Here is a 25,567-nt window from a genome sequence, read left to right on the forward strand (position 1 = left end):
GGGCCCGGGCGAGCGCTGTCGCGTCGCCCGGGCCGACCACGGAGACGAGCAGGTCCTCCAGGAGCTCGCCGACGCTCCGCGCGTCGACGAGGCCCGCCTGGCTGAAGGACTCCAGCCCGTGCGACATCGTGTAGAAGCCGCTCGGGAAGGCTGAGTCGCTCAGCTGCAGGCTCACCAGCAGGTGGGTGAGTGCCGCGTCGCCCGTCCGCGCGGCCACTCCCGGAGTACCCATGCTCACGCCAGGTAGAACAGCTGGGTCAGCGGCAGCGACTGGGCGGGGTCGATGTGGGCCGGCTCGCCGTCCAACGTCACCTGGTAGGTCTCCGGGTCCACCTCGATGGCCGGCCGGGTGTTGTTGCGGACCATGTCCTCCTTGCCGATCGAGCGCGTCCCCCGCACCGGCAGGATCATGCTCTTGAGGCCCAGCTTCTCGGGCACGCCCTTCTCGATCGACGCCTGGGAGACGAAGGTCGCCCGCGTGGCGTTGAGGGCCTGGCCGACCGCACCGAAGGACGGGCGGAAGTACACGGGCTGGGGAGTGGGCAGCGAGGCGTTCGGGTCGCCCATGAGCCCCCAGTTCACCAGTCCGCCCTTGACGACCATCTTCGGCTTGGCGCCGAAGTGGTCGATCGGCCACAGGACGATGTCGGCGATCTTGCCCGGCTCGAGCGATCCGACGTAGTCGGAGATCCCGTGGGTGATCGCGGGGTTGATCGTCACCTTCGCGAGGTACCGCAGCACGCGGAAGTTGTCGTTGCCCTCCGCGTCCTCGGGCAGCTTGCCGCGCTTGTCCTTGCAGTGGTGGGCGGTCTGGAACGCCCGTGCCACCGACTCCCCGATCCGTCCCATGGCCTGGGAGTCGGAGGAGAACATCGAGATGACACCCAGATCGTGCAGGACGGTCTCGGCCGAGATCGTCTCCGCGCGCACCCGGGAGTCGGCGAACGCGACGTCCTCGGGGATGTCGTAGGACAGGTGGTGGCACACCATGACCATGTCGAGGAGCTCGTCGACCGAGTTCACCGTGTACGGCAGGGTGGGGTTGGTCGAGGAGGGCAGGACGTTGGCCTGGCCGGCCATCTTGATGATGTCCGGTGCGTGCCCACCGCCGGCGCCCTCGGTGTGGTACGTGTGGATCGTCCGGCCGTCGATGGCGGAGATGGTGTCCTCGACGAAGCCGGACTCGTTGAGACTGTCGGTGTGGACGGCGACCTGGACGTCGTACTGGTCGGCGATGCTCAGCGCCTGGCTGAGGGCGGCGGGCGTGGTGCCCCAGTCCTCGTGGACCTTCAGGCCACCGGCCCCGGCCTCGATCTGCTCGATGAGGCTCTCCGGCATGGAGGCGTTGCCCTTGCCGTGGATGCCGACGTTGACGGGCAGGTCGTCCCAGGCCTGCATGATCCGGTGGATGTTCCACGGGCCGGGGGTGCACGTCGTGCCGTTCGTGCCGTCCGTCGGGCCGGTCCCGCCGCCGAAGAGGGTCGTGATGCCGTTGGACAGGGCCGCGTAGGCCTGCTGTGGCGAGATGAAGTGGACGTGCGGGTCCATGGCACCGGGCGTCGCGATGAGGTGCTCGCCCGCGATGACCTCGGTCCCTGCTCCGACGATGAGCCGCGGGTCCACGCCCTTCTGGGTCTGCGGGTTGCCGGACTTCCCGATGCCCACGATCCGCCCGTCCTTGACGCCGATGTCGGCCTTGACGATGCCGATGAGGGCGTCCATGACGATGACGTTGGTGATGACGAGGTCGAGCGCGCCGGTGGCCGACGTGGCCGACGGGTTGGAGCCCATGCCGTCGCGGGCGGACTTGCCACCGCCGTAGACGACCTCGTCCCCGTAGCTCTCCGAGGCGTAGTCACGCTCGATCTCGATGACGAGGTTCGTGTCGGCGAGGTGGACCTTGTCCCCGACCGTCGGGCCGAACAGGTCGGAGTACTGCTTGCGCGAAATGACAGCCATCTCAGTTGCTCCCCTTCGTCTGCCCGGTGCCGGGCTTCGTGCTGGATCCGCTCCCACTGCCCGAGTCGGGCTCGCCGTCGGCGAAGCCGCGCTCGGCGAGCAGCCGCAGGGCACGTGCCTTGGTGCTCTTCGCGTCGAGCCCGCCGTTGACGAGCCCGTTGAAGCCGACGATGCGGCGGGCGCCGGCGAAGGCGACGAGGTTCACCTCCTTGGTCTCCCCCGGCTCGAAGCGCACGCCGGTGCCTGCCGGGATGTCCAGGTGCATGCCCCAGCCGCGCTCGCGCACGAACCTCATCGCGGGGTTCACCTCGAAGAAGTGGAAGTGGGAGCCGATCTGCACCGGCCTGTCCCCCGTGTTGGTGACCCTCAGGGTCACCGACTCCCGTCCCTCGTTGATCTCGATCTCGTCGGTGCCGTGGTGGTACTTCGGCTTCCTGTTGATCATCGTCGTCCTCCGGATCCCTACTGGTGGTAGCCGTGCACCCCGTCACCGACCGGCGTCGCCGGGCGGTGGTCGGCGTGGGCGTGGGGGTGGGCCGAGCCGTGCGAGTGCACGTGCGTCGTGCCGTCTGCGTGGGTGTGCGGGTGCTCGTCGCCCGCGTGGGAGTGCGCGTACCCGTGGCCGTGGTCGGCCGCGAGTGCCACGTCGATGCCGTCGTCGCCCGCGACGAGGGCGGCGAGCGCTGCGACCACCCTGATGCGCACGACGCGCGCGACGGCGGCCTCCCCGACGAGCGGGCCGGCGAGCTCGACGTCGGCGTCCGGGAGCGTGGCCGCGAAGCCTGCCGGGACGGCGACGACGCGCTCGGCGCCGAGGGCACGGGCCCGGGCGGCGGCGGCCGCGAGCTCCGCGGAGTCGTCGGCGATGGTGGCGTGCACCTCGGGCAGCGCACCGTAGGTGGCGACGAGGTAGGCGAGCCGGTGCAGCTCGGCCTCGTCGAAGGGGTTGGAGTGGGGTGCGACGGCGAGCAGTGCGGTCCGCCCGCCCCCGGTGGCGGCGCGGTTCGCCGCGGCGCGCAGCCAGGTGGTGAGGTGGTCGGTCGTGCCGAACGGGGCGCTGACGGCCACCCGGCCCGGTGCTCTGGCGGAGAGCCACTTGAGGGTCTTGGCGGTCTCGGCGACCATCTGCGGGTCGCGGCCGAACGTCATCGGCACGGCGACCACCGTCTGCTCGGACGCGAGCGCGTCCTCGGCGAGGTCCTGCAGACCGCGTCCGGGCGCCGTCGCCGCCTCCGCGATGGTCGCGGCCGACCCGGTGAACCGGGTCAGCTCTCTCCCGTAGGAGCTCTCGTGCCCCCCGACGAGGTACACCGCGACCCCGGGCCCCCCAGCCACGTGGTCAGGCCCCGATCGGGTCGTGGCAGGAGACGAGCTTGCTCCCATCCGGGAAGGTCGCCTCGACCTGGAGCAGCTGCACCCGCTCCCGGACACCGTTCATGCACTGGGCGACGGTGACGACCTTCTTCCCGAGCTCCATGCACTCGGCGACGGACTTCCCGTCGCGCGCGGCCTCGAGGATCGCCTCGGTGACGAGGGCCTGGGCCTCGCTCACGTTGAGCTTGGTGCCCCGGTCGCGCCTCCGGCGCGCGAGCTCGGCCACCTGGTACACGTACAGCTTGTCCATTTCGCGCGGTGCGAGGTCCACGACAGCTCCTTGCTCTTGAGCGCTGACCCGGCCGGCCCCGGCCGGGTCCCTTTCCGCCATACTGGCACGCGGTCCGGCGGCCCGAACGGCGGGGCGGCGATGCGGCACGGGATCGCGCCGGATGGCACAGATCCGTGCCTGCACGCGCGAGCCTGTCGCAGGAAGCGCCCGCTCCGGCCACGTGGAGAGGTGTCGCGCACAGGGCAGCCTCCCGGCCGCGCGCACGTTCAGTCGCTCGCGCCCCGGGCCGGCGCACCCTGGGACATCGAGTCGACCGTTCCCGGCTGGACGGCGTCGAGGAGGGTGAGCAGCGCGTCGTTGAGCCGGGCGACGAGGATGAGCAGTGCACGCTCCCGGTCCGACCCCGGGTCTGCGGCGTCGACGTCGAACTCCGCGGGCGGGTGGATGCGCTGGGGCAGCGCGCCGCGCAGGACGGCGAGCACCGCGTCGAAGTTGTCCCTGGTCGCGCTCGCGAGCCGCGCCCACTCCGGATGGGTCGGGACGGGTCCCTCGCGCAGCACCCGGACGATGTTCTCCTCGTAGCCGAGGATCGACCACAGGCAGGTGAGCTGGGCCTCGATGCCCTCCGACTGCAGCGAGCCCGAGTTCCGGCGGATGGGGATAGCGACCTGCTCGAGGTTCCCGATCTGGCCGGAGATCTGGTGCCCGGCCCGGTGCAGGCGGGCGTTGCTCGGGCCCTCGGCGCCGCCGAGCCGGAGGAAGATGTCCCGGGCGAGCGTCTTCGTCCGCCCGACGACGTCGGACATCCCGTGCAGCACGCGGGTGCGCGTGCGGGTGGGGAAGACGAAGGCCGAGACGACGACGGCGACGACCGCACCGATCGCGGTCTCGGCCAGCCGCACCTCCACGGTCTCGACATCGAGCGTGCCCAGGGCGTCGTACATCGTCGCCAGGAGGAGGGTCGACCAGAAGGAGAGCCACGGTGAGGAGACCGTGCGCAGGAAGGCCATGGCGAACGTGCAGAGGATGAGGAGGGGGATCGCCAGCTCGAGCCGGTGCCCGGCGGCGATGGCGAGCCCGAAGGCGAGACCGGAGGCGAGCACGGTGGCGAGGATGCGCTGGAACGCCTTGACACGGGTCTCCCCGTCGCTGTCGGCGAGGACCTGGAAGGCCGGGATGGCCGCCCAGTACTGGTGCCGCTCCGAGACGAGCGACCCGAGGGCGAGGGCCAGTGCGGTGGAGACCGCGGCCTGGAACGCCTTGCGGCCGGCGGCGCCGGCCGGGGCGTGTGCGGCAGCTGCCGGCGCGTACTCGGGGTGGTGGGCTCCCTCGGTGTCCGGGGGCGGCGCGGGCGTGTGGAGCGGACCGCGGTAGGCCTCGTGCATGTCGTCCAGCGCGCCGCGGAGCTGGAGGACCGCCTCGAGGATCCGCCGGGCGACGTGCGGCCACCCCGGCTCGGCCGGGGCCGGGAGCGGCCCGGCGGACCGCGCGGGGGCCCCGCCGGCACGCAGCTCGGCGATGTCCTCCTGGACGTCGAGGAGGTCGGCGGTGAGCCGGGCACGCTGCGCGGTCGTGATCGTGATCGTCGCGGACGTCGGCACGAGGGCGACGAGGTTCGTCGCGGCGAGGTGCAGGTCGAAGATCCGCGCGCGCATCGCGTGCGCCCGCTCGGGGCTGATGCCGGGGACGTCGTCGGCGCTGAGGTTGCCGTTGAACGCCGCGGCCGTGTGGTGAAGTGCGGTCTGCCCGGAGCGCAGGGTCCGGATGAGGTGCTTGTCGGTCCGCCCCGTCGACACGACGTCGACCATCGTGTCGACGAGCTGGTCCACCCGCTCGTAGACGGCGTCCAACCCGCTGTCCACCTGACGTTCGAGACTGGGGCCGGGCACGAGGGCAGCGATCCACGCGCTCACCACGCCGACCCCTACCGCCAGGAGGACGGCGGGCAGGTCGGAGGTCTGCATCCCGGTGAGCAGGACGACGTAGTAGCTGATGAACGCGAGCTGGCCCAACCCTCCGAACTGGCGGCCGAAACGCCGCAGCCACATGGCGATGCCGGCGACGACGGCGAGCTCGAGGACGGAGATCAGCTCGTCGTCGTGGGGCAGCACGGTCCCCAGCGTCGCGCCGATGACCGCCGGGACCGCCGTGAGGGCGCCCGTCCACCATCGCGAGCTGCGGCGTCCTCCGCTGACGGACGGCGCGGCGAACACCGAGATGAGGCCGGCGAGGATCACCGCGTGGACCGGGTCGGTGTCCAGCGTGCCCGCGATCGCGGCGGTGACGGCGACGGCCAGGGCGACTGTCCCCACGGCGCGGATCGCCTCGGTAAGCCGGACGAACCCGGGGTCGACGAGCAGCCGGCGCCGGCGCAGCCACGCGCCCACGCGCCCGGGGTGGCGGGAGGGCCGCGGACGCACCTCCCCGCCCACGACTTCCCCGGCGGCCTCGGCGGCGGTCGGTCCCATGGGGTCGAGCCGGACGCCGTCGGGGGTGGTGAGGGTCGTCCGGTAGATGGGCTGGTAGTCGAGGTCCCGGGCGACCTGCTCGACGAACGCGCGGGCGGGCACGGCGAAGGCGAGCCAGGCGGTGTAGCGGCGGTAGGCGTCCGCGCGGTCGAGTGGGGTCGTCGAGCGGGTGAGCCCGGCCATGCGGCGGTCGATCGCGAGGAACCGCTGGGCCCAGGGGTCGGGTCTCCCGACCGGCCTACGACCCTCGACGGCGTCGGCCACCGCCGCGAACTCCTCCTCGGAGACAGCCGCGACCACGGGGTTGCCGGAGAGCCCCATCCTCGCCTCCGTGCGCAGCCGGAACTCCTCGAACTGCTCGGTGAGACGCGCGAGGTTGGGCTCCTTGGTGGGGTCGCTGCCGGTGGGCAGGCCCCAGGTGAGGGCGCCGATGACGCCGGAGGTCATGGCCAGGGAGAAGGGCAGGGAGAACTGGTCGCGCCCGCTCTGGAAGTAGTAGGCGGTGCCGTTCTGGGCGAGGCCGTCGGAGTAGGCGCCGAGGGAGTCGACGACAGCGCCGAGCTGTCCGTCCAGCCCGCGGGCCTCGCCGTCGGGGAAGAACGGCTGGAGCGTGTCGACCGCGTCCCCGATGCCGTGCCCGACCTGGAAGAAGTTGGCCGACAGGGTGCGCAGCGACTCGATGACGCCGTACACGCTGCTGAGGAACGTGATGATGAAGGAGACGAGGGCGATGCTCAGCAGCGCCTCGCTCACGGTGAGCACGTTGAGCAGGAAGAACGCCGGGGAGATGTTGTCGACGCCGACGGTCGAGAACTGGCCGACCGCGAGGTAGAGCGCGCCCCCGAAGTCGGCCTCGACGCCGGCGGAGATCTGGAACGACGTGCTGGACTGCATCGCGCCGAGGTAGATGAGCGCGAAGCCGAGGATGATCCCGGTGAACCACAGGACGATCGTCGAGACGAGCAGGATGCCGGTGACCTGTCGCAGGAGGACGGGACGCCACCGACGCCCTACCCGGCGGGTGATGCCGCGCAGGGCGAGCCACTCCCACCTCACGACCTTGTCGAGGACGAGGCCGTGCTCGTCGAAGTTGAAGACCGTGAGGAAGGTGTCGAGCAGCGTGATGGTCAGGACGAGGACCCCGAGCACGATCCACACGGTCTCCATGTGGTTCCCCCTTGTGGTTGGTGTCGGCTAGACCGACCGGCCGAGCACGAGGCCGAGCAGCGCGAGGAGCACCGTGACCACGATCATGCCGAAGGCGTTGAACAGCGCCCGCCCGTAGGTGCGGTGCTGGATCATGTGGACGGTGTCGACCATGGCCGTGCTGAACGTGGTGTAGCCGCCCATGACGCCGCCGCCGAGCACGGCGAGCCAGTCGGAGGACAGCACCGAGGAGTCCGCCAGCCCGGTGAGCAGCCCGAGCAGGAACGATCCGGTCGAGTTGATGACGAACGTTCCCCACGAGTAGCCGCTGGTGACGCGGCGCATGATGAGCCCGTCGATGATGAAGCGCAGGGCGGCGCCGATGCCTCCGCCGAGCATGACCAGGAGGAACACGGAGCCGCTCATCGTCCCGTCCCCCGTCCCGGTGCGGACCCGTCCTTGGGGGTCCCGTCAGGGTGCCGGGGCGGTCCGACCGCTCCACCGGCGAGGACGCCGAGCCCTGCCGCGGCGACGCCGACGAGGACGCTGCCCAGCCCGTAGACGACGGCGAGGCCGAGGTCTGACTCCGCGAGAGTCGCCGTGTCGGTGGCCAGCGAGCTGTATGTCGTGAAGCCGCCCATGACGCCGGTGCCGACGCACAGCCGCACGTCACGGCGTGCCGGCGTCTCCGGCCGGCGGGCGGCGAGCGCGGTGAGGAGCAGCCCCAGGATGAAGGCGCCCGCGACGTTGACGATGAACACCGCCCACGGGACGGTGTCGCCGCTCCACGGCAGGGCGAGGGCGATGCCCTCGCGTCCGGCCGTGCCGATCGCCCCGCCGAGCAGGACGAGCAGGACGAGGCGGGGTTGCGCGTACGCCGGTCTGGGGACGTGGCGGGCGTTGTCCCTGTGGTGTTCGATGACGGTCATGGTGACCTTCTCTCGTTGGGTCGGGGTCGGTGGTGGTCACTGGTCGGTGGTGGTCACTGGAGGATGCTCGGCTGGAGCTCGCGCAGGGTCAGCAAGCGCATCCGCGCTGTCCCCGCCGTGGCGATGAGCGCGGCGCCCAGGGCCCACGCGAGGAGCACGGCGATGTCGCCGCGCACCCTCGCCGGGTCCCCTCCGTACATGACCTGGCGCAGCGCGTCGACGACGTGCCCCATGGGCAGGACGCCGTGGAGCGCGGCGAGGGGCGTGGGTAGCGTCTGCCAGGGGAAGGTGCCGCCGGCCGTCACCAGCTGGAGGACCATGAGGACGAGCCCGAGGAACTGCCCGACGGCCCCCAGCCACACGTTCAGCGCGAGGATGATCCACGTGTAGGAGGCGGAGGCGAGGACGAGGAGCCCGAAGGTGGCCCACGGTTCGGCGAAGCGGAAGTCGAGCGCGAGGGCGAGGACGCCGAACAGCCCGGCCATCTGGACCGCGCCGAGGAGCGCCGGCGTGAGCCAGCCGGCAACGGAGATCCGGATGGGTTTGTACATCGCCGAGATGGCCCTGCGCGACACCGGCCGGACGATGAGGAACAGGGCGTAGATGCCGATCCACGCCGCGAGCGCGGCGAAGAACGGGGCGAGCCCGGCGCCGTAGTTCTGCGCCGGTGCGATGGCGCTCGTGTCGATGCGCAGGGGGTCGGAGAGCATCCGGCTCTGCGCCTCGCGCACCGCGGTGTCGTCGTCGGGGATCTGGGAGACGCCGTCGGACAGGCCGGTGGAGAGCTCGTTCGCACCGGACTGCAGCTCACCGATGCCGCTGCGCAGCTCACCCACGCCGCTGAGCAGCTCGCTCGCGCCGGAGGACGCCGAGCCCAGCCCGTCGCTCAGGGTCTGGGCGCCGGAGGCGACCTCGTCGGCTCCGGCGTCGAGCTCGTTGATGCGGGCGACGGTAGCCTGCGCGCGGTCGTCGAGCTGCTCGATCCGCTCCCCCACCGGGTTGAGGAGGGTGAGGACCTGGGCCACCTCCGCCTGGGTGAGCCCGAGCGCGGTGAGGTTGTGGGCGAGGTCGGTCCGGGCCTGCGGGACGAGCGCGGCGGCCTCGGCGGCCACGGACCCTACCTCCCGGGCGACGGCGTCGATCTGGTCGACGCCGCCGGCGACCTGGCGGCTGCCGGAGGCGAGCCGTTCGGCGCCGGCCTGGAGCTCGCCGATGCCGTTCACGAGCTCCTGGGCCCCGGACTGCAGCCGCTCGCCGCCGCTCGCGGCGGACGACAGGCCCTCGGTGAGCCGGCTCGCGCCCCCCGCGGCGTCGGAGAGCTTCGAGCGGATCTCCGCCAGGCCGTCGAGGAGCGCCAGGGCGACCTCGTCGACCACCTTGCGCACGATGAGGGTCTCGACCCGCTGGACCGCCTCCGTGCCGATGGTCGTGCCCAGGTAGCTGTTCGCGTCGTTGGTCTGCAGCTCGATCGTGGCCTGCTGCGGATCGGTGGAGTTGATCGAGGCGATCGAGGCCGAGAAACCGGAGGGGATGACGACGGCGAAGTCGTAACGGCCCGACCGCAGGCCGGCGTTGACCTCGTCCGCGCTCCCCTCGGTCCAGTCGAACGTCCCGCTGCGCAGGAGCTCCTGGGCGATCTCGTCGCCGAGGTTGCGCTCCGAGCCCCGGATCTCCGCGCCCTCGTCCTCGACGACGACCGCAGCGGGGATCCGCCCGAGCTGGCTGTAGGGGTCCTGGTTGGCCCAGAGGTACAGGCCGCCGTAGAGGATCGGCACAGCGAGCAGGGCGAGGAGCGCGACCGCCGACAGTGGGGTGGACACGAGCCGGCGGAGCTCCGCGGCGATGAGGTGGGGGATCTTCACCGTTCACCGTCCGCGACGTCCGGCTCGCGGTCCGGGTCCGGCTCCGCGTCGCGGTCCGGCTCCGGCTGTACGTCTCGTTCCGGCCCCGCGTCGCGCTCCGGCTCCGGGTGCTGATCCGTCTCCCACTCCGCGTCTCGGTCCGGCTGCGGCTCCGGCTCACCGTCCGGCGTCTGGAGCTGGGCTGTGGCGGCGTGGCGCCCCTCGTGGGACGTGGACCGGTCCGGTTCGGGCAACCGTGCCGCAGGCGGCCGGGGGGTGAACAGGACGGTGCGCGAGGCGATCCCGGCGAGGACGAGCACCGCGATGTCGCGCTCGGCGATCTCGATGGCGATGTCCCACCAGGCGTGGGGGTCGCCGCCGTGCCGGTCGGGTGAGACGAGGACGATGCCCTCGACGCCGTTGCGCAGGAGCGCGAGCTCGCACAGGATGCGCACGCGTGCGGCCGGCTCGAGGTTGCTCATCGGCAGCCGCACCGTGTCCCCCAGGCCCTGCTCCCGCAGCCACCGGCGGGCGCTGGCCGGACCGGAGCGCCACCGGGCGAACATGAGCTCCTCGGCGACGACGCCCGTCACCGAGACGTTCGGCTCCGGGGCCGAGACGTCGGGGGCGTCCACGAGCGCGACGCGGCGGCGCAGGGACCGTCTGTCCCGCTTCCCGTCGATGAGGACCGAGCCCGACTCCTGACGCATCCGCCCCGAGGCCAGCAGGCCCAGGACGGTGGGTCGCTGCTCGGTCTCGGCGATCTCGAGGGTGGCGTGCCCGGTCTCGAACGACAGGTCGGTGACCGGCAGCGCGTCCTGGCGTTGCCCCTTGGTCACCTGCTCCAGCTGGACGCGCACCGGGATCACAGCACCGACGAGTCGGGCGGGCGGCTGCTGCCGTGCGTGCGGGAGACCGCCCGGAGGCGCGGGAGAGGCACGACCGTCGCCGTGCATCTGTGCCACCGACCGTAGGTGCTCACGTGGCCCCCTCCCCCGAACGGCCCGTGCCGGACAGTATCAATCCGCCAGTTGTCGCCCGCAACAGGCGTGCTGCCCGGAGCAGGTCGCCCGCACCGGCGCCTACCCACGGGCGTCACCGGGGTGTGCGGAGAGGACGAAGCGCCGACCGTCGACGGCCGCCCTGACGACGGCGAGGGCCTCCTCGGGTCGCTGCGACGTGGTGTCGAGGACGTGCCGTTCGAGCGGGCCGAGGTCGGCCAGCTGGTCCCACATCGCGGTGACCGGCCCGGTCTCGACGAGCGCGTCGGGCGCCGACCGTGCCTGGGCCCGGCGCAGCGCCTCCGCGCGGCTCGGCCGCAGGATGACGTAGTGGACCCGCGGAGCGGAGGACACCGGGTCAAGGACGTGCGGGAGCATCCACGGGCCGATGATCCCGTCGACCACCGTGGTGAAGCCCCCCTCGGCGTAGGTCCGGGCGGCTCGCCCGACCGCGGCCATCACCGTGCGGTTCTGCGGGTCCGACCCGGGCAGGTACGGGGCGATGCCGCCAGAGACGATGACGTGCCAGAAGTCGTCGGTGTGCAGGTGCACGGCCTTGGCGTAGGTGGCCGCGAGCCGCCGCGCGGTCGTGGTCTTCCCCGCCCCCGGCGGCCCGCTCAGGAGGACGACGTCGGCCTGCACGCCCGCGTCCCGCCCCGGCCACCGGAGGCCCGACCACGGCCCGGTGTCACGACCCGGTGCTGCCGTCGCGCCGGCGCCGGTCGCGCACCAGGAGAGCGCCCAGCATCGCCAGGAGCAGGGCCAGGGCGAGGAGGCCGAGGACGGCGGCACCCGTGGACGGCAGGTGCCAGCCCGGGGTCGTGTCGTCCGGCGGCACGGGCACGTCCGGGGCGTCCGGCGGCGGGGTCGGCTCGGGGCCGGGCGGGGGCGTGGGCTCCTCGTAGATGTTGGTGAACGGCACCAGCGGCCACGGCCCCGCCGGGTCGGCGTCGGACGAGTTCTCGGTCACCACCTCGGTGCCGTCGCTCCCGGTCACGGTCGTCGTCACCGTGATGACGCCCCGGCCGTTGTCGGCGACCGCGAGGCAGACGTCGTAGGCGGTCGGGTCGTAGCGCACGTCCGGCAGGCTGCCGGCGCGCTCGGTCATCGCGTAGCAGTAGGTCTGCCCGGCGTCGGCCTGGGTGAGGAAGACGGCGGGCAGCACGTCGGTGACCGAGGGCTCGCCGTCGGCCGCGCCCTCGGCGTTGACCAGGGACGAGCCTTCCTCGGGCAGGTCGGCGACCGCTGCGGCGCCCGAGTCCTGCGGGACGACGTCGAAGGTGAACTCGCCGGCCTCGAGGTCGCGGCCGAGGAGCGTCTTGGCGAGCTCGACGGCGGCGGTGTACTGCGAGGAGTACATGTTGACGAAGTCCTCGTCCGTGTCGTAGGTGACCGCGGCGACGAGGCTGCCCTCGCCGTCGTCGGTGACGGTGACCGTGGCGAGGGACGGGTGACGGTCGTAGCTCAGGCCCTCGCCGTCGTCCGGCGCGAGCTCGGCGATGACGTACCGGAACTCGCCGGCCGTGTCGTAGGTGATCGGCTCGAACTCGAACGGGACGGCCTGCCCCGCGGCGGCGTCACCCGCGACGGTCACCGTGTCGTCCGCGGGCGCGGGGGCGTCGTCCTGCGGCGTGAGCTGGAACCGGAAGGTCTCCCCCTCCAGCCACCCGCGGCCGGTGATCGTCTTGCTCCCGCCGACGGTCGCCGTGGTCGGCTGCGCCGAGTAGGCGTTGGCGAAGGAGACGACCGGGACCTCGGACGTGCGCGAGTCGTACTGGGTCGCGCCGTCCGGGCCGGTGACGGTGGTGAGCACGTAGAGGCCGGCCGTCTCGGGGTCGTACTGGGCGGCACGCGTCACCGTCCAGGTCGCGTCGTCGTACTCGACCCCGCCCGTGGTCGTGCCCTGCCGCTCCGTGACGGTGTAGGTGTAGGTGCTGCCGAGGTCGGCCTGGGTGTACTGGACCGTTCCGAGGAGCTGCTGGCCGATCGTCTCACCGGGTCGAGCGTCGGACTGGGTCGCCAGCTCGGCACCCGTCAGCGGGATGCCCGCCTTGTCCGCCGCCGCCTGGTCGGCCGGGACGATGTCGAAGACGAACTCACCGGCCCTCTGGTCGCGCCCGGTCAGCGTCTTGTCGATCTCGACCCCGGCCACGGTCACCGCGCCGGCGTAGGTGTTGGTGAAGGTCTGCTGGCCCTGCCCGCCGCGCGGGGTGGCCTGCACCTCGAGCTCGCCGTCGACGGTGACGTTCGTGACGCTGACGTCGTAGACGAGGGTGTGGGTGTCGTAGGTGATGCCGCGGGTGTCCGCCGGCACGGTCTCGGTGACGAGGAACTGGTAGCTGCCCTGCTGGCTGAAGGACAGGCCCGCGAAGGTCGCGGTGGGCTGTGCCGGGTCGCTCACCGTCACCGCCCACGGGTTGCCGCCGGGGAGGGTCACCGTCCCGGCCGCCACGGCGTCGCTGGTGGCCCCGGGAGCGGGCACGAGCTGGAACTCGAAGGAGTCCCCGTCGAGCCACGGGCGGCCCTGGAAGCTCTTGGTGGCGGTGAGGTCGGTCGTCCCGGCGGCGGGCTCGTAGACGTTGACGAAGTCCGCCGCCTGTCCCTCGGTGTAGGTGCCCGTCGTCGGGTCGCAGTCGCCGTAGGTGCTCTGCTCGAGCGCGGCGGCGGTCGTCTCGCAGGTGGCGAGGGTCGCGTCCACGACGGCGCCCTCGTCCGTGTCGACCGCCGTGACCGACACCCGGTAGACGTAGGCGGAGGTGTCGTAGTCGACGAAGGGTCGCGTCGGGTCGGGGACCTCACGGACGGAGTAGTAGAAGGTGTGGTTGACGTCGGTCTCCCCGAAGGTGATCTGCGGGGAGGAGAGGTCGGGCGACCCCGGGGTGTTGGAGACCTGGCACGGCGAGGTGCACCCGGTCGGGGCCGGGACCGGGACGTCGTCCGGTGTGACCCCGAGAGCGGTGAACTCCGCCGTGTGCGACAGCGCGGGGAAGCGCATCTGTTCCGCCTCGCTGCCGGGCAGGGAGAGGTCGCGGACCATCTTGGCGGCCGGGAGCGAGATGCTGGTCTCGGTGGCGGAGAAGGAGTTGGTGAACGTGGCCGGTGACCCGCCCGCCACCGGCTCGCTCACCGCGACCCCGGCGTCGTCGGCGACCCGGACGAGCGCGACGGTCGCCGTGAGCTCGCCGGTCCCGTTGTCGGAGACCTGGACCGTCCACTGGTACTGGGCAGCGGAGGAGGTCACCCCGGCCGCGGTGCTGCGGGTCTCGGTGATGGCGTACTGGTACTGGCCGGGTGACTCGAAGACGATGTCCCCGAACGCGGCGGTGGGATCGGCGGCGCTGAGCTCGACGGTCACGCAGCCGTCGGCGCCGGCTCCCTCCGGCAGCGGGACACCCGACCCGCAGAGCGTCGCGTCGAAGGTCAGGCCCGCCGGCCACGGCTCCAGGACCTTGGTCGCCGACGGCGTCGCGAGCGTCACCGCGGTGGCGGTGTAGGTGTTCTCGAACGTCGCGGTCGCCTCGGCAGCGGTCTCGATGGTGCCGGTGGCCGGCCCTGTGGGTGAGGTCTGGGTGAACCCGGACGCGGGCGGCGTCTCCGTGACGGTGTAGGTGGCGCCGGCAGGGAGGTTGCCGATCGTCACGTACTGGTCGACGGTGAGGGAGACCGTGCCCCCGGAGGCGATCCGGCCGGTCTCGACGGGGTCACTCACCCCGTCCTGGTAGAGCGTGTACGGGAAGTCGCCCTCGAGCGCCGCGCCGTCGGCCGTGAGGTCGACGGTGAACTCGAACGTCGCGTCCTGGTCGGGCTCGAGCGCGGGGTCGGCGACGACGGTCTTGTCGATCCTCAGTGTGCCGGGGGTCGCGAACGCCACGTACCCGTTGTTCCCGAGGTCCTGCTGCAGCGTCTGGCTCTCGGGGGCCAGCGGCGGGCTGAGGCGGACGTAGTCGGCGGTCTCGGTGTAGTTGCCGTCGACCCCGGGGTTGGCGTCGTTGCAGACGGGGACGCTGGTGTCCCAGGCGCTGCCCGCCGGGGTGCACTTGACCTCGTCGAGGTTGTTCGTGCGCTCGGTCAGGGCGAACATCCCGGCGGGGGCGAACGCCGTCCCCGCGACGCCGGACACCTGGTGGGCCTCGTCCTCACTGTCGAGCAGCTGCTGCTTCGTGGTCGCGACCCAGAAGGTGCTCTTGGCCGGGCCGTCGACGTTGGAGTACTCGACCTGCGGGTAGTAGTACGTCGTGTCGGCCGGGTCGCTCTCGAAGTCGGCGAACGACAGCGGCGCGTCGGTCGACTGGGCGGTGTAGAGCGTCGTGTCCGCGGCGAACCGGTAGAACGCGTTGCGGTCCGCCGGCCGGAACTGGGCGTTGGTCTGGGCGGTGATCCCGTCCGTGCCGGTCTCGAAGGCGTCGGTGTAGAACCGCACGTTCCCGGCGTCGTCGGTGTTCTCGGCGACGTACTGGGCGAGCGCTGCTCCGTCGGAGGCGCCGAGGGACGCGGTGTCGCCGAGCGCGTCGGTGACACCGTCCTTGGGACCGACGGTGAACAGCAGGTGCACGGGGTGCGACGGGATGATCGACACCGAGGTCGGGGTGCCGTCGGCGTCCTCGACGACGTTGGTGTCGCGCAACGGCAGGAGCGAGGCGGGCACCCGCCAGATGACCGTGTCGCCGACCGCGAGGGCGGGGTTGCGCACCACCTGGACGATGACGTCACCGACGTTCGCGGGGCCGGCGACGTCGTTGGCCTCGTAGGTCCCCTCGAAGGTGTAGGTGGTGACGTCCCCCTCGGTCGTGGAGCCGGTGGCGACGAACGTCTGGGCGTCGCAGTCGTTGGGGTCGGGCTCGGACGTCGGGGACTCCCGGATCGAGGAGCAGAACGCGATCCGGTCGAGGATCTTGACCTCCATGAACGGCCCGAGCTCGTCGGTCATCGTGAGGTAGCCCGAGGTCGCCGGGCTGTTGTTCTCGATGTCGATCGGGAAGTTGGGCGGCGCCTCGGTGATCGAGGTGGCGATCTGGGTGAACGCCTCCTCCAGGTCCTCGGCGGTCACCGGGGAGTAGAAGGCGTCGTTGTAGGCGAGCGTCGTCGGGTCCGCGGCGGGGACGCCGCCCGTGGCGCTCGTCGGGTGCCCGACGTTCGTCAGGCACACGTCGGTGCTGCCGGTGCGGTTGACGAGGACGCACGGGATCGTGCCGGCCCCGCCGCCGGCCCGGTACTGCGCGAACCAGGTGCGGAAGTCTGCGGCGTAGGTGTTGGTCGTGGACCCGAGCTCGTCTGCCGGGTCGAGGGTGACGCGCGCGAGGGCCTGGCTCTCGGCGGACAACGAGTCCAGACCGAAGGCGACCGTGTAGACGCGGGCGTCGGTGCCGAGGTCTGCGGACGTGGCGTAGTTCTCGTTGACGATGTTCTTGAAGTACTGGGCGGTGAGCGCGGCCATGAAGCCGTTGCCGGAGTAGCCCGCGTTCCCGGGTCCGACGTTGTCCCGGCCCGCGCCGTTGCTCGGGATGTTCCACCACTGCGGGGAGCTGGTGCCGCCCTGCGCGTTGGCCGCGACGGAGTAGGTGGGCTCGCCGTCCGACATGAGCAGGACGCTCGGGATGCGCTCACCGGCCACGCCGGTCTGCGTCGCGAGGATGTTCATCCCGCGGTAGATGCCGCGCTCGATGTTCGTGCCACCGACGACCTCGGTACGGTTCGACGCCGGGCACCCGTTCGCGGCGAACGTGACGTAGAGGTTCCCGCCTGCGTTGCACAGCCGCATGTAGATGTCGTCGCCGGCGGCGTCCTGGCCGATCGGCTCGGGCCGACCGAGGCCGATGAGCGTTCCCGTGCTGTTGCCGAAGCTGGTGAGGGCGACGCGGTTGTCGGGGTCGGCACCGAGGATGATGCGAAGTGCGCTGTTGGTGGCCTCGACGAGGGCCTCGGCCCGGGAACCGGCGCCGCTGTTCGTGATGCAGTTGGTGCTCGGGTTGTCGATGCAGGACCGCATCGAGCCCGAGAGGTCGACGACGAGCGACGCGTCGATCGGGATGGGCTCCTCGCGCGAGACGTGGCGCGTGCTGCCGATGGCCGAGAGTGCCACGGCCGTCTCGTTCGTCCCGACCTCGAGCGGCGGGACCTCTCGTCCCGGGTCCTCGACCGTCGTGTCGAACACCGTCTTGTCCGTCCAGATGCGGCCCGGGCTCCGCGAGATGTTGTAGTACCCCTGCGTGGGGTCCGATCCCGGGAAGTCGTGCCACGTGGGCGGGTCGACGACGCGGTCGACGGCATCGGCGGCGGCGGCGGGTTCGGCCAGCGACAGGACGCCGGTCACCGCCCCGCCGACGACGAGTGTCGCCGCGACCACCGCGCCGGCAGCACGCCGACGCCATCCGCCAAGGACAGTTGTGCTCTTCCTCGAACCGTGCATCCCGGACTCCCCCGATGTCGCCGGTGCATGTTCGGGGCAGCCTATGACACGGATCACATTCGTGCCCGCTCCGGGACACTCGTGCGGGGCTTCGGCTGACACGTCCCAGCGCCTCCCGGCATCCCACGCGGTGCGCGCCTTGGCCGACGTCGAGCCGCGTGCTGCCGGCCCTCCCCAGCAGTGGTGACACCAGCCAGCGGCTGGAAGTAGTCCGCGGAGCGGCACGCCAAAGCTGGCAGAGCCGCGACCCAATAGCCTGCAGTTTGTGAACGACGAAGTTGCCGATCAGTCGACCCGATCCACGGTCCGCTACAGCCATGGGCACGAGCTGCCTGTTCTCGCCTCGCATGCCGCGCGCACCGCCGTGAACTCGGCGGCATATCTGCTGCCGCATCTGCGTGGCGGCCAGAGCATCCTCGACGTCGGGTGCGGTCCCGGGACCATCACGCTGGACCTCGCCGAGCTCGTGGCTCCCGGCCAGGTGGTCGGTGTAGAGAACACCGAGGCGCCGCTGGCGGCAGCACGCGAGAACGCCGCCAGGCGCGGGGACTCCCGGACACGGTTCGAGCTTGCGGACGCAGTGGCGCTTGGCTACCCGGATGCAAGCTTCGACATCGTCCACGCTCACCAGGTGCTGCAGCACCTCGCGGACCCGGTGGCCGCGCTCCGTGAGATGGGTCGTGTCTGCCGACCGGGCGGATGGATCGCCGCCCGCGACGCCGATTACGCCGCCATGGCGTGGTACCCGGACTCACCCCATCTGGAACAGTGGCGTACGACCTACCGGCAGATCGCCCACCGCAACGGCGCGAATCCCGACGCCGGTCGGCGGCTGCGCTCCTGGGCACACCAGGCAGGCATCACCGACGTCCAGGTCACCTCTTCCACGTGGACCTACGCCGACCCGGCGAGCTGTCGATGGTGGGGCAACGGACAAGCTGCGCGCGTCGAAGCGGGCGCGTTCTCCGCCCAGGCAGCGGAACTCGGACTCACGCGCGCCGACGTCGAGGCGATTGCCGACGGCTGGCGTACCTGGGGTGAGAGTCCTGATGCCTGGTTCGTCATTCTCCACGGAGAACTACTCGCGCAGTGCCGGTGAGCCGCTCCATGGGGAGCGACCCGCACGACCTGCCCTCGCAAGCCGATCGTCACCTGGGATGCCGCGGACTCAGTCGGGCGGAAGCTTGCTCAGCCGACGGATCGACGCCGGCGAGGCGAATCAGGTCGACGTCGGCACAGGCGTAGAGGGTGTATGTCCGGTCCCCTCGCTGGCCTTCGGCCCACTGGATAGCTCCATGCACATCGGTTCCGCTGGGTTCGTACTCTTCGGAAGCCGTGCCGGACCAAAAGTAGACCCTGAAAGCGCGGGCGCTCGATCTCCCAGGTCTCGTCGCGCGGGTCGATCGGTCGTACGCCCATCGTTCCAGTCTCGCGCAGTTGTCGACGTCATCCGACAGACAGACGCAAACCCCGCGCGCGATGCGGCAACTCCGGCATCCGGCAGAGGATCGGCAATCGGCACCCATATCTCGTCCGTCCGATGGCTCACGGGAGGCAAGCGCCTCGAAGGCTCTGGCAGACTGCCGGACCATGAGCGGTGAGACGAACCTGGCGAAGTTGCTGGCGGGGATGTCACCGCGATGCCGTCCAGGACGGTTCGTCTTCGTCACCGTGCAGAGCGGCACGGTCGACGCCGATGTCCTGGCAAGCGTTGTCGAGCCCGAGGGCCTCAGCGTGGTGATCGCCCAGGATGACGCTGATCGACTGGGGCTCACCTACGACTACGTCGCCGGATGGATCACCTTGCAGGTCTACTCGGCACTTGAGGCAGTCGGGCTGACCGCAGCAGTAAGCGGTGCCCTCGCAGAGGCCGACATCAGCTGCAACGTGGTTGCCGGCTACAACCACGACCACTTACTGGTTCCTATCGACCGTCTCGACGACGCACTGGACGCTCTCCGCCGCCTCGCGGTTGACAGGACTGTCAGAAGCGCCGTCCCGTAGATCGAACCAGCAGACCCGTCTTCGGCGATGACACCGTCGCCGCCGCGATGATCGACCGCCTCGTCCACCACGCCGACGTCATCGCCCTCAAAGGCGACTCCTACCGACTCAAGAACCGCGACCTCGGCCGCCCGCCAGCGGCCACAACCGACTGACCACACCACGAGAGGGGTCCACTTTCACCCGTCGCAAAGGGGTCCACTTTCAGCCGTCGTTGACACTTGTGGGCGATCTTGCTCGTGCAAATGGTTGCGCTTGACCCCGGCCGCCCACGATCGGCGTCGGTTAGTTGAGGCGATCATCCGTTGCATCCGGAGTCGTGAGCCGCAGGGCGGGAGCACGTGAATGCGCGGGATCCGTTGGCTGACTCCGCCGACTGCGACCGGTCGCTACTTCGCCGAGCTCTCTACCCACGTCAGGTCGGTCAGGCGGCGGCCGGGACGGGATCGGACCCGAATCCGGGTCCGGAGTCGATGATCTGCCCGAGCAGCTTGAGGCCGGGACGATCCACGGGTCGGTTGTTGGCGTTGAGGATCACGACTGCGGCGCCGTGTTCGGGGGCTATAGCCAGCAGGCTGCGATATCCACCCGTGCCGCCACTGTGGAACATGACTCGATGCTGGGTGCGGGGCAGATTGGCTGCGATCCAGCCGGGATGGATCGCAGCTCGTGCGTTGATGCGGTGCGCGGTCGTGCGGTTGAGAGCGATCGCTTCGGCGAGTTCTTCGGGGGCGGGGCCGAGGTGGGCCCGCGCGAGCCTGAGCAGGTCGGGAACCGTCGAGTGAAGGCCGCCGGCACCGGCGAGGGCGGCCAGGTGCCACGGTGGGCGTGGTCGTCCCGTGCGGGAGTGACCGGGGGCCAACCGGGCTGCGCCTTCGAGATCGAGGACCACGCGGGTGTCTGTCATGCCCAGATGCCGGCAGATCTCGGCCTGGACGAGCGAGTCGTAGTCGGTCTCGGTGTGGCGTGCCAGGACGAATCCGAGCAAGCCGGCGCCGAGGTTGGAGTAGCAGAAGCGGGTGCCGGGCACCGATCGCAAACGGGTGCGCCGCAACCCGTCCATCAGGAGCTCGCCGGTGCATCCGGCGTAGGGGTCTGCTCGCAACAGGCCCCGTGGCAGAGTCCCCTTGGGAAGCCTTGGTAACCCAGAAGTGTGGGAGGCCAGGTGCCTCAGCCTGATGACCTCGCCGCCGCGCTGGGGGGCCGTGATGTCACGAGGTAGGAGGTCGCTCAGGGGTTGGTCCAGCCCCACGACGCCGCGCACGGCGAGCTGGGCCAAGGCGAGCGCGGTGAACGTCTTGGTGATGGAACCGATCTCGAACTGCGTGCCGGGATCTGCGCCGTGCACTGCGGACTGCCTGCCGTGCAGCGCACCCACCACCACGACACCACGCTGTCCAGCGCCGAGTCGTTGCGCTGTTCGTCCTGACAGATCGTCAAGGAGCGAGTTGATCATCGTCATGCCTCCGTGCGGCCGAACAGGTGCCGGCCCCCGTACTTCTTGTGGACGGCTTGCTTCGAGACGCCGAGCGCCTCGGCAATCTGCGCCCACGTGGTCCCTGACACGCGGGCACGGTGGACCAGGACCTCTTCGTGTCCTTCCAGTCGGCGGCGCAGCGCGGTCGCTTCGCGCAACGCTTGGAGGGGATCGGTGTGCTCGGTGATCCATGCAAGATCAACATCGGCCATGCGGTCAACCCTAGTTGACTTCTCTATGGTCGTCAACTTACGTTGACTGCCCGCAGCGGCACATCCTTCTACCGCGGTCAGGAACCATCCGACCAGTTGGGAGCCCATCGCCCGATTCGCTCGCCCCACGACACCGACGGGTTCGCTGACCGACTCGTTGCCTGAACGCACTCCACGGCCGCCATACGGGCTCTGCCCGACCATTCCGCTCAGCGGGCATCCGCCCGACCATGCCGCCCAAGGTGCCGACCGTCGGCGCGCGACTGACCGATCATCGGACGGGTCGCGACCCTGGCAATCGTGTACGAGTCGCCAACATCGCCGTCCGCGCACGGCGACCGATTGTGGCCCCCGTCGGATCTCCACATACTCCTGGGCACGTCGCCATGGGTAGAAGGGCCGGTCGCGGCGACGGGACCATCTACCGGCGCCACGACCACCCGACCTGTCCGCCCCTGGGCTCTGATGGCACGCGGCCCGACCACCGTTGCCAGGGTCGATGGACCGCTTCGATCGAACTGCCGGCGCTCAACGGCAGGCGCCGGCGCGCAACCTTCTTCGGCACCTCCCACGCAGAAGTAAAGAAGAAGCTCCAGGCGGCTCGACAGCGGCTCGATGTCGGCGGCCCGGTCCGAGACTCCTCGGTGAAGCTCCACAAGGTCATCGACGAGTGGATGCGCACCACGCTTGAGGCGTCGGACCGCAAGCGGTCGACGCAGGACACGTACGAGGTCCTTCTCCGCACACACGCACTGTCGGACCAGATGGCCGCGCTCCCCAATCGGGAAGGTAGGTGCCGCGGACATCGAGGCATTCATCCTCCGGCTGCGCGCCAAAGGTCTCTCATCCTCGACGATCCGCCAGATCGACACCGTACTCAGGCAGGTATTGGATACCGCCGTACGTGATGGCCTCCTCGGCGCGAGCCCCGCGTCCAAGCTGAAGAGGCCAACCGTCACCAGCGCCGAAGCCCGCGCGCTGGCACCACACGAGGTCGACGCCTTACTCAGGGCAGCCGAGGGCACTCGTTACGAGCACCTGCTGCGAGTGCTCGCCGGTACGGGGTTGCGACGGGGTGAAGCCCTCGCGCTCCGGTGGTCCGAGGTTGACCTGACGCGCCGGCTCGTCACCGTGCGCGGAACCCTTGCACGAACACGCGAAGGCCTCGAGGTTCAGCCGCCGAAGACAGAGCGCTCACGCCGTACGATCCCCGTCTCGACCGCGACCGCCGCTGTCCTTTCCGCCGTGCGCGCGTCTCAAGACGAGGCCCGCGCTCGAAGCGAAGGATCGTGGAGGGAGAGCGGGCTGGTCTTCACGACGGAGTTCGGCGGACCGATCGATCCACGGAACGCGTCGCGAGCCATGTCCACCGCCGCCAAGAACGCCGGACTTCACGGCGTCGGTATCCATACGCTCCGGCACACGGCCGCCTCGACCATGCTCGAGGCAGGCGTCCCCCTGCGCACGGTCTCGGAGATTCTCGGCCACGCCTCGGTGCAAGTCACCGGCGACATCTACGGGCACGTCTCCACCGAGGGCGCACGAGCCGCCGTCGACCGCCTGGCCTCGTCCCTTGGGTGGTAGCGGCCCGGCGGTGCCGCGGCACTCTTGCAACGATGCCTCGCAGGTTGCGCGTCGCAACGACGCCTAACGCGCGGGCCTTCTCGGATCGCGGACCGACCACTAGCCAGAGCGTCTCGCCTGACCTCATGTGCGTTGGCTACATGGATGGCTACATCGCCCCATTCCAGAACGGAAAAGGGCCATCCCGCATGTGCGAGATGGCCCCTGACCTGCTGCTTCACGGTCGGGCTGACAGGATTTGAACCTGCGACCCCTTGACCCCCAGTCAAGTGCGCTACCAAGCTGCGCCACAGCCCGTCCGGTTCGCGAACGAACCGAGAGCAGGTTACCGCAGGACTCGGCGGGAACTGAAACCGCAGGGCCCCCGTGTGGGCGGGGTCACTCCTGGGCGGTGGGGACCCGGGGTCCGCCCGCCCGGTCGATGTCCTCACCGGTCTGCGCGAGCCGGGCCCGCTCGGCGAGTGCCACGCCCAGTCCGAGGAGGGCGACGGCCATGACGGCCGTGGCCGGCCACGGGTCGATCCGGTACAGGGCGACGACCGTGACGAGCAGCTCGACCGTGAACGCCCGACGCAGCCACTCCACCGCCCGCCCCTGGTGACGCCCGGCCACGAGCATCCACGCGCGCAGGGCGCACGCGAGGACGACGGCGGTCGACGCCACGACGAACCAGCCCGACCATGCCGGTGCGTCCGAGTCGGCCGTGACCACGATGACCACTCCCCCGCCGACGACGAGGACGAGGAGCGCGCCGGCCACCGCCAGCGACCACGAGGCGCGCACGACGCCGACGAGGAGCTCACGGAGGGCGCGGGTGGCGACCTCGAGCGGGTCCGGCAGCTCGCTGTGGTCCTCGGGCACGACCGCGAGGAGCGCCTCGACCTCCTCCGCCCCGCGGGCACCTCTCCCCTCCCGCAGGAGCGCCTCGGCGGCCACGCGGCGCTGCGGGCTGAGCCCTCCGGCAAGGCCCGCGACGGCGTGGTCGGCAGCGGCGGCGAGCCGCTCGCTCGCGTCGGCCGGGCGGCGGCCGACGAGGGCGTCGGCGAGCAGCAGCAGCCCCACGCACGTGAGGTACATGATCATCGGCGCGGGCCGGAAGAAGTAGTCGTTGTCCTTCGTGAGGAACTTGCCCACCTCGTCGATGAACAGGCCGAAGCCGACCCCGCCGACGAACGCGATCGTCGGCCGCACCACGGGCCCGGCGAAGCACAGGGCCAGCAGGAGGGCCAGCGCCATGAGCAGCCCGCCCCACAGCACGTGGGCGATGTGGAGGGAGGCCCCACCGATCTGCGGGAAGCCGGTGAGCTCGAGGATCCCGCGGGTGACGACGACGGTCACGACCGCGGTGAGCAGGAAGCCGAGCACGTGCTCCCCGGCGCGGGGGTCGCGGGGCAACCCCCACCGCAGGAGCACGTGCCGGCTTCCGGCCATCAGCGGCGCCGCTTCTCCCGCACCCGCACGCTGATCTCGATGGGCGTGCCCTCGAAGCCGAAGTTCTCACGCAGCTTGCGCTCGATGAAGCGGCGGTAGCCGTGCTCGATGAACCCGGTCGCGAAGATGACGAACCGCGGCGGGCGGTTGTCCGCCTGCGTGGCGAAGAGGATCCGCGGCTGCTTCCCGCCCCGGACCGGGTGCGGGTTGGCCGCGGTGAGCTCGCCGAGGAAGGCGTTGAGCCGGCCGGTGGGGATGCGGGTGTCCCAGCCCTCCAGCGCCGTGTCGAGCGCCTTGACCAGCTTGTCGACGTGCCAGCGGGTCTTGGCGGACAGGTTGACGCGCGGCGCCCACGGGAGCTGGACGAGGTCCTGGTCGATCGCCCGCTCGAGGAGGAAGCGCTTGTCCTCGTCCATGAGGTCCCACTTGTTGTAGGCGATGACGAGCGCGCGCCCGGCGTCCACGACCTGCTGGATGACGCGGATGTCCTGCTCGGTCAGCGGGACCGAGGCGTCGACGAGCGCGACGGCGACCTCCGCCTTCTCCAGCGCTGCCTGCGTGCGCAGCGAGGCGTAGAAGTCCGCGCCCTTCGTCTGGTGGACACGGCGGCGGATGCCGGCCGTGTCGACGAACCACCACGGCCGGTTCCCGAGCACGACGAGCTCGTCGACGGGGTCGCGGGTGGTGCCGGCGACGTCGTGGACGACGACGCGGTCCTGGCGGGCGAGCGCGTTGAGCAGGCTGGACTTGCCGACGTTCGGGCGACCGACGAGGGCCACCCGCCGGGGCCCTCCCTCGGGCAGCTCGGCCGCCACGGAGGAGACCTCGGGAAGGATCGCCATCGCGGCGTCGAGGAGGTCACCGGAGCCGCGGCCGTGCAGGGCCGAGACGGGCCACGGCTGCCCGAGACCGAGGGACCACAGGGCGGAGGCGTCGGCCTCCTGCATGGGCGAGTCGACCTTGTTGGCCACGAGCACCACCGGCTTGCCGGACTTGCGCAGCAGCCGGACGACCTGCTCGTCGGTGCTCGTCGGCCCGACGGTCGCGTCGACGATGAACATGACGGCGTCGGCGAGCTCGATGGCGACCTCGGCCTGGTCGGCGACGCGGGCGTGGAGGCCCGCGGCGTCGTGCTCCCACCCGCCGGTGTCGACGAGCGTGAAGCGGCGTCCGGCCCACTCGGCCGGGTAGCTCACGCGGTCTCGGGTGACGCCGGGGACGTCCTGCACCACGGCCTCGCGCCGTCCGAGGATGCGGTTGACGAGCGTCGACTTGCCGACGTTCGGGCGGCCGACGACGGCGAGCACGGGCAGCGGGGCGTCCGCGGGCTCCCGCTCGGAGCCGCCGTCGCCGGCGGCGAGCAGGGCGGCGTCCTCCTCGTCGAGCACGTAGTCGGCCAGCCCGGCGCGCAGGGCGGCGGCGCGCTGCTCGTCGTCGGCCGGGGTGGTCGGGAGGTCCTGGGTTTCACTCACGTCGCCCATTCTCCCCTGCCGCGCCGCCCGG

Annotated in this window: 17 protein-coding genes, 1 tRNA gene and 3 pseudogenes; 4 read left to right on the top strand and 17 right to left on the bottom strand. The window is 71.1% G+C overall.

Annotated elements, in window-relative coordinates; translation table 11 throughout:
* From FHE66_RS00515 to FHE66_RS00570, 12 genes and pseudogenes are all read right to left on the bottom strand, one after another.
* Positions 1-232, bottom strand: a pseudogene (locus FHE66_RS00515) (hypothetical protein); the annotation flags it as partial.
* 2 nt (positions 233-234) lie between these two features.
* Positions 235-1,959, bottom strand: a complete 1,725-nt coding sequence (ureC, locus tag FHE66_RS00520; protein WP_139071046.1) for an urease subunit alpha — start codon at positions 1,957-1,959, stop codon at positions 235-237.
* A gap of 133 nt (positions 1,960-2,092) precedes the next feature.
* Positions 2,093-2,404 (bottom strand): annotated as a pseudogene (locus tag FHE66_RS15955) (urease subunit beta); the annotation flags it as partial.
* A gap of 17 nt (positions 2,405-2,421) precedes the next feature.
* Positions 2,422-3,294: a cobalamin biosynthesis protein CbiX gene (locus FHE66_RS00530; protein WP_139071048.1), complete on the bottom strand. Its 873-nt coding sequence runs from the start codon at positions 3,292-3,294 to the stop codon at positions 2,422-2,424.
* A 4-nt stretch (positions 3,295-3,298) separates the two neighbouring features.
* Positions 3,299-3,604 (bottom strand): urease subunit gamma, encoded by a 306-nt coding sequence (locus FHE66_RS00535; protein WP_139071049.1) that lies wholly within the window; start codon positions 3,602-3,604, stop codon positions 3,299-3,301.
* A 227-nt stretch (positions 3,605-3,831) separates the two neighbouring features.
* Positions 3,832-7,200 (bottom strand): FUSC family protein, encoded by a 3,369-nt coding sequence (locus FHE66_RS00540; RefSeq protein ID WP_139071050.1) that lies wholly within the window; start codon positions 7,198-7,200, stop codon positions 3,832-3,834.
* Positions 7,201-7,227: 27 nt separating this feature from the next.
* A complete protein-coding gene (locus FHE66_RS00545; protein WP_139071051.1) occupies positions 7,228-7,605 on the bottom strand; it encodes a CrcB family protein in 378 nt (125 codons plus the stop codon).
* Positions 7,602-8,108 carry a CrcB family protein gene (locus FHE66_RS00550; protein WP_139071052.1) on the bottom strand — a complete coding sequence of 169 codons (507 nt, stop codon included), beginning with the start codon at positions 8,106-8,108 and terminating at the stop codon, positions 7,602-7,604. Before FHE66_RS00550 ends, FHE66_RS00545 begins: the two co-directional genes overlap by 4 nt.
* A 53-nt stretch (positions 8,109-8,161) precedes the next feature.
* The gene (locus tag FHE66_RS00555) at positions 8,162-9,970 is read right to left on the bottom strand and encodes a YhgE/Pip domain-containing protein (RefSeq protein ID WP_139071053.1); all 1,809 of its coding nucleotides are present in this window, start codon (positions 9,968-9,970) and stop codon (positions 8,162-8,164) included.
* Positions 9,967-10,809, bottom strand: coding sequence for a hypothetical protein (locus FHE66_RS00560; RefSeq protein ID WP_176554590.1), 843 nt, complete (start codon positions 10,807-10,809; stop codon positions 9,967-9,969). The genes FHE66_RS00555 and FHE66_RS00560 overlap by 4 nt, the downstream gene beginning before the upstream one ends.
* Before the next feature lie 222 nt (positions 10,810-11,031).
* The gene (locus FHE66_RS00565) at positions 11,032-11,592 is read right to left on the bottom strand and encodes an AAA family ATPase (protein WP_139071054.1); all 561 of its coding nucleotides are present in this window, start codon (positions 11,590-11,592) and stop codon (positions 11,032-11,034) included.
* A gap of 46 nt (positions 11,593-11,638) precedes the next feature.
* Positions 11,639-17,293 carry a Spy0128 family protein gene (locus tag FHE66_RS00570; RefSeq protein ID WP_139071055.1) on the bottom strand — a complete coding sequence of 1,885 codons (5,655 nt, stop codon included), beginning with the start codon at positions 17,291-17,293 and terminating at the stop codon, positions 11,639-11,641.
* 328 nt (positions 17,294-17,621) lie between these two features.
* Between FHE66_RS00570 and FHE66_RS00575 the strand changes: the two genes are divergently transcribed.
* The 3 genes and pseudogenes from FHE66_RS00575 to FHE66_RS00585 all read left to right on the top strand — a co-directional run.
* A complete protein-coding gene (locus FHE66_RS00575) occupies positions 17,622-18,455 on the top strand; it encodes a methyltransferase domain-containing protein (RefSeq protein WP_139071056.1) in 834 nt (277 codons plus the stop codon).
* 491 nt (positions 18,456-18,946) lie between these two features.
* On the top strand, positions 18,947-19,360 hold the full coding sequence (locus tag FHE66_RS00580; RefSeq protein WP_139071057.1) for an ACT domain-containing protein: 414 nt from the start codon (positions 18,947-18,949) through the stop codon (positions 19,358-19,360).
* A 23-nt stretch (positions 19,361-19,383) separates the two neighbouring features.
* Positions 19,384-19,515 (top strand): annotated as a pseudogene (locus FHE66_RS00585) (ATP-binding protein); the annotation flags it as partial.
* A gap of 269 nt (positions 19,516-19,784) precedes the next feature.
* Here FHE66_RS00585 and FHE66_RS00590 read toward each other — a convergent pair.
* Positions 19,785-20,822, bottom strand: a complete 1,038-nt coding sequence (locus FHE66_RS00590) for a serine hydrolase (protein ID WP_139071058.1) — start codon at positions 20,820-20,822, stop codon at positions 19,785-19,787.
* Positions 20,819-21,049, bottom strand: a complete 231-nt coding sequence (locus FHE66_RS00595; protein ID WP_139071059.1) for a hypothetical protein — start codon at positions 21,047-21,049, stop codon at positions 20,819-20,821. The genes FHE66_RS00590 and FHE66_RS00595 overlap by 4 nt, the downstream gene beginning before the upstream one ends.
* A gap of 888 nt (positions 21,050-21,937) precedes the next feature.
* Between FHE66_RS00595 and FHE66_RS00600 the strand changes: the two genes are divergently transcribed.
* Positions 21,938-22,633, top strand: coding sequence for a site-specific integrase (locus FHE66_RS00600; protein WP_168202683.1), 696 nt, complete (start codon positions 21,938-21,940; stop codon positions 22,631-22,633).
* A 223-nt stretch (positions 22,634-22,856) separates the two neighbouring features.
* Here the strand turns inward: FHE66_RS00600 and FHE66_RS00605 are convergent.
* From FHE66_RS00605 to der, 3 genes are all read right to left on the bottom strand, one after another.
* Positions 22,857-22,930: transfer RNA gene (locus FHE66_RS00605), tRNA-Pro, on the bottom strand.
* An 81-nt stretch (positions 22,931-23,011) separates the two neighbouring features.
* On the bottom strand, positions 23,012-24,064 hold the full coding sequence (locus tag FHE66_RS00610) for a hypothetical protein (protein WP_176554591.1): 1,053 nt from the start codon (positions 24,062-24,064) through the stop codon (positions 23,012-23,014).
* Positions 24,064-25,536: a ribosome biogenesis GTPase Der gene (gene der, locus FHE66_RS00615; protein ID WP_230976365.1), complete on the bottom strand. Its 1,473-nt coding sequence runs from the start codon at positions 25,534-25,536 to the stop codon at positions 24,064-24,066. The genes FHE66_RS00610 and der overlap by 1 nt, the downstream gene beginning before the upstream one ends.
* Between the last annotated feature and the right edge of the window lie 31 nt (positions 25,537-25,567).

This window comes from Georgenia sp. 311, assembly GCF_006151955.1.
Classification (GTDB): Bacteria; Actinomycetota; Actinomycetes; order Actinomycetales; family Actinomycetaceae; genus Oceanitalea; species Oceanitalea wutianyii.

Bases quoted from the DNA above. Each gene is read 5' to 3' on its own strand.
- FHE66_RS00540 (WP_139071050.1), bottom strand. From the start codon at position 7,200: ATGGAGACCGTGTGGATCGTGCTCGGGGTCCTCGTCCTGACCATCACG.
- FHE66_RS00545 (WP_139071051.1), bottom strand. From the start codon at position 7,605: ATGAGCGGCTCCGTGTTCCTCCTGGTCATGCTCGGCGGAGGCATCGGC.
- FHE66_RS00550 (WP_139071052.1), bottom strand. From the start codon at position 8,108: ATGACCGTCATCGAACACCACAGGGACAACGCCCGCCACGTCCCCAGA.
- FHE66_RS00590 (WP_139071058.1), bottom strand. From the start codon at position 20,822: ATGACGATGATCAACTCGCTCCTTGACGATCTGTCAGGACGAACAGCG.
- FHE66_RS00580 (WP_139071057.1), top strand. From the start codon at position 18,947: ATGAGCGGTGAGACGAACCTGGCGAAGTTGCTGGCGGGGATGTCACCG.
- FHE66_RS00595 (WP_139071059.1), bottom strand. From the start codon at position 21,049: ATGGCCGATGTTGATCTTGCATGGATCACCGAGCACACCGATCCCCTC.
- FHE66_RS00610 (WP_176554591.1), bottom strand. From the start codon at position 24,064: ATGGCCGGAAGCCGGCACGTGCTCCTGCGGTGGGGGTTGCCCCGCGAC.
- ureC (WP_139071046.1), bottom strand. From the start codon at position 1,959: ATGGCTGTCATTTCGCGCAAGCAGTACTCCGACCTGTTCGGCCCGACG.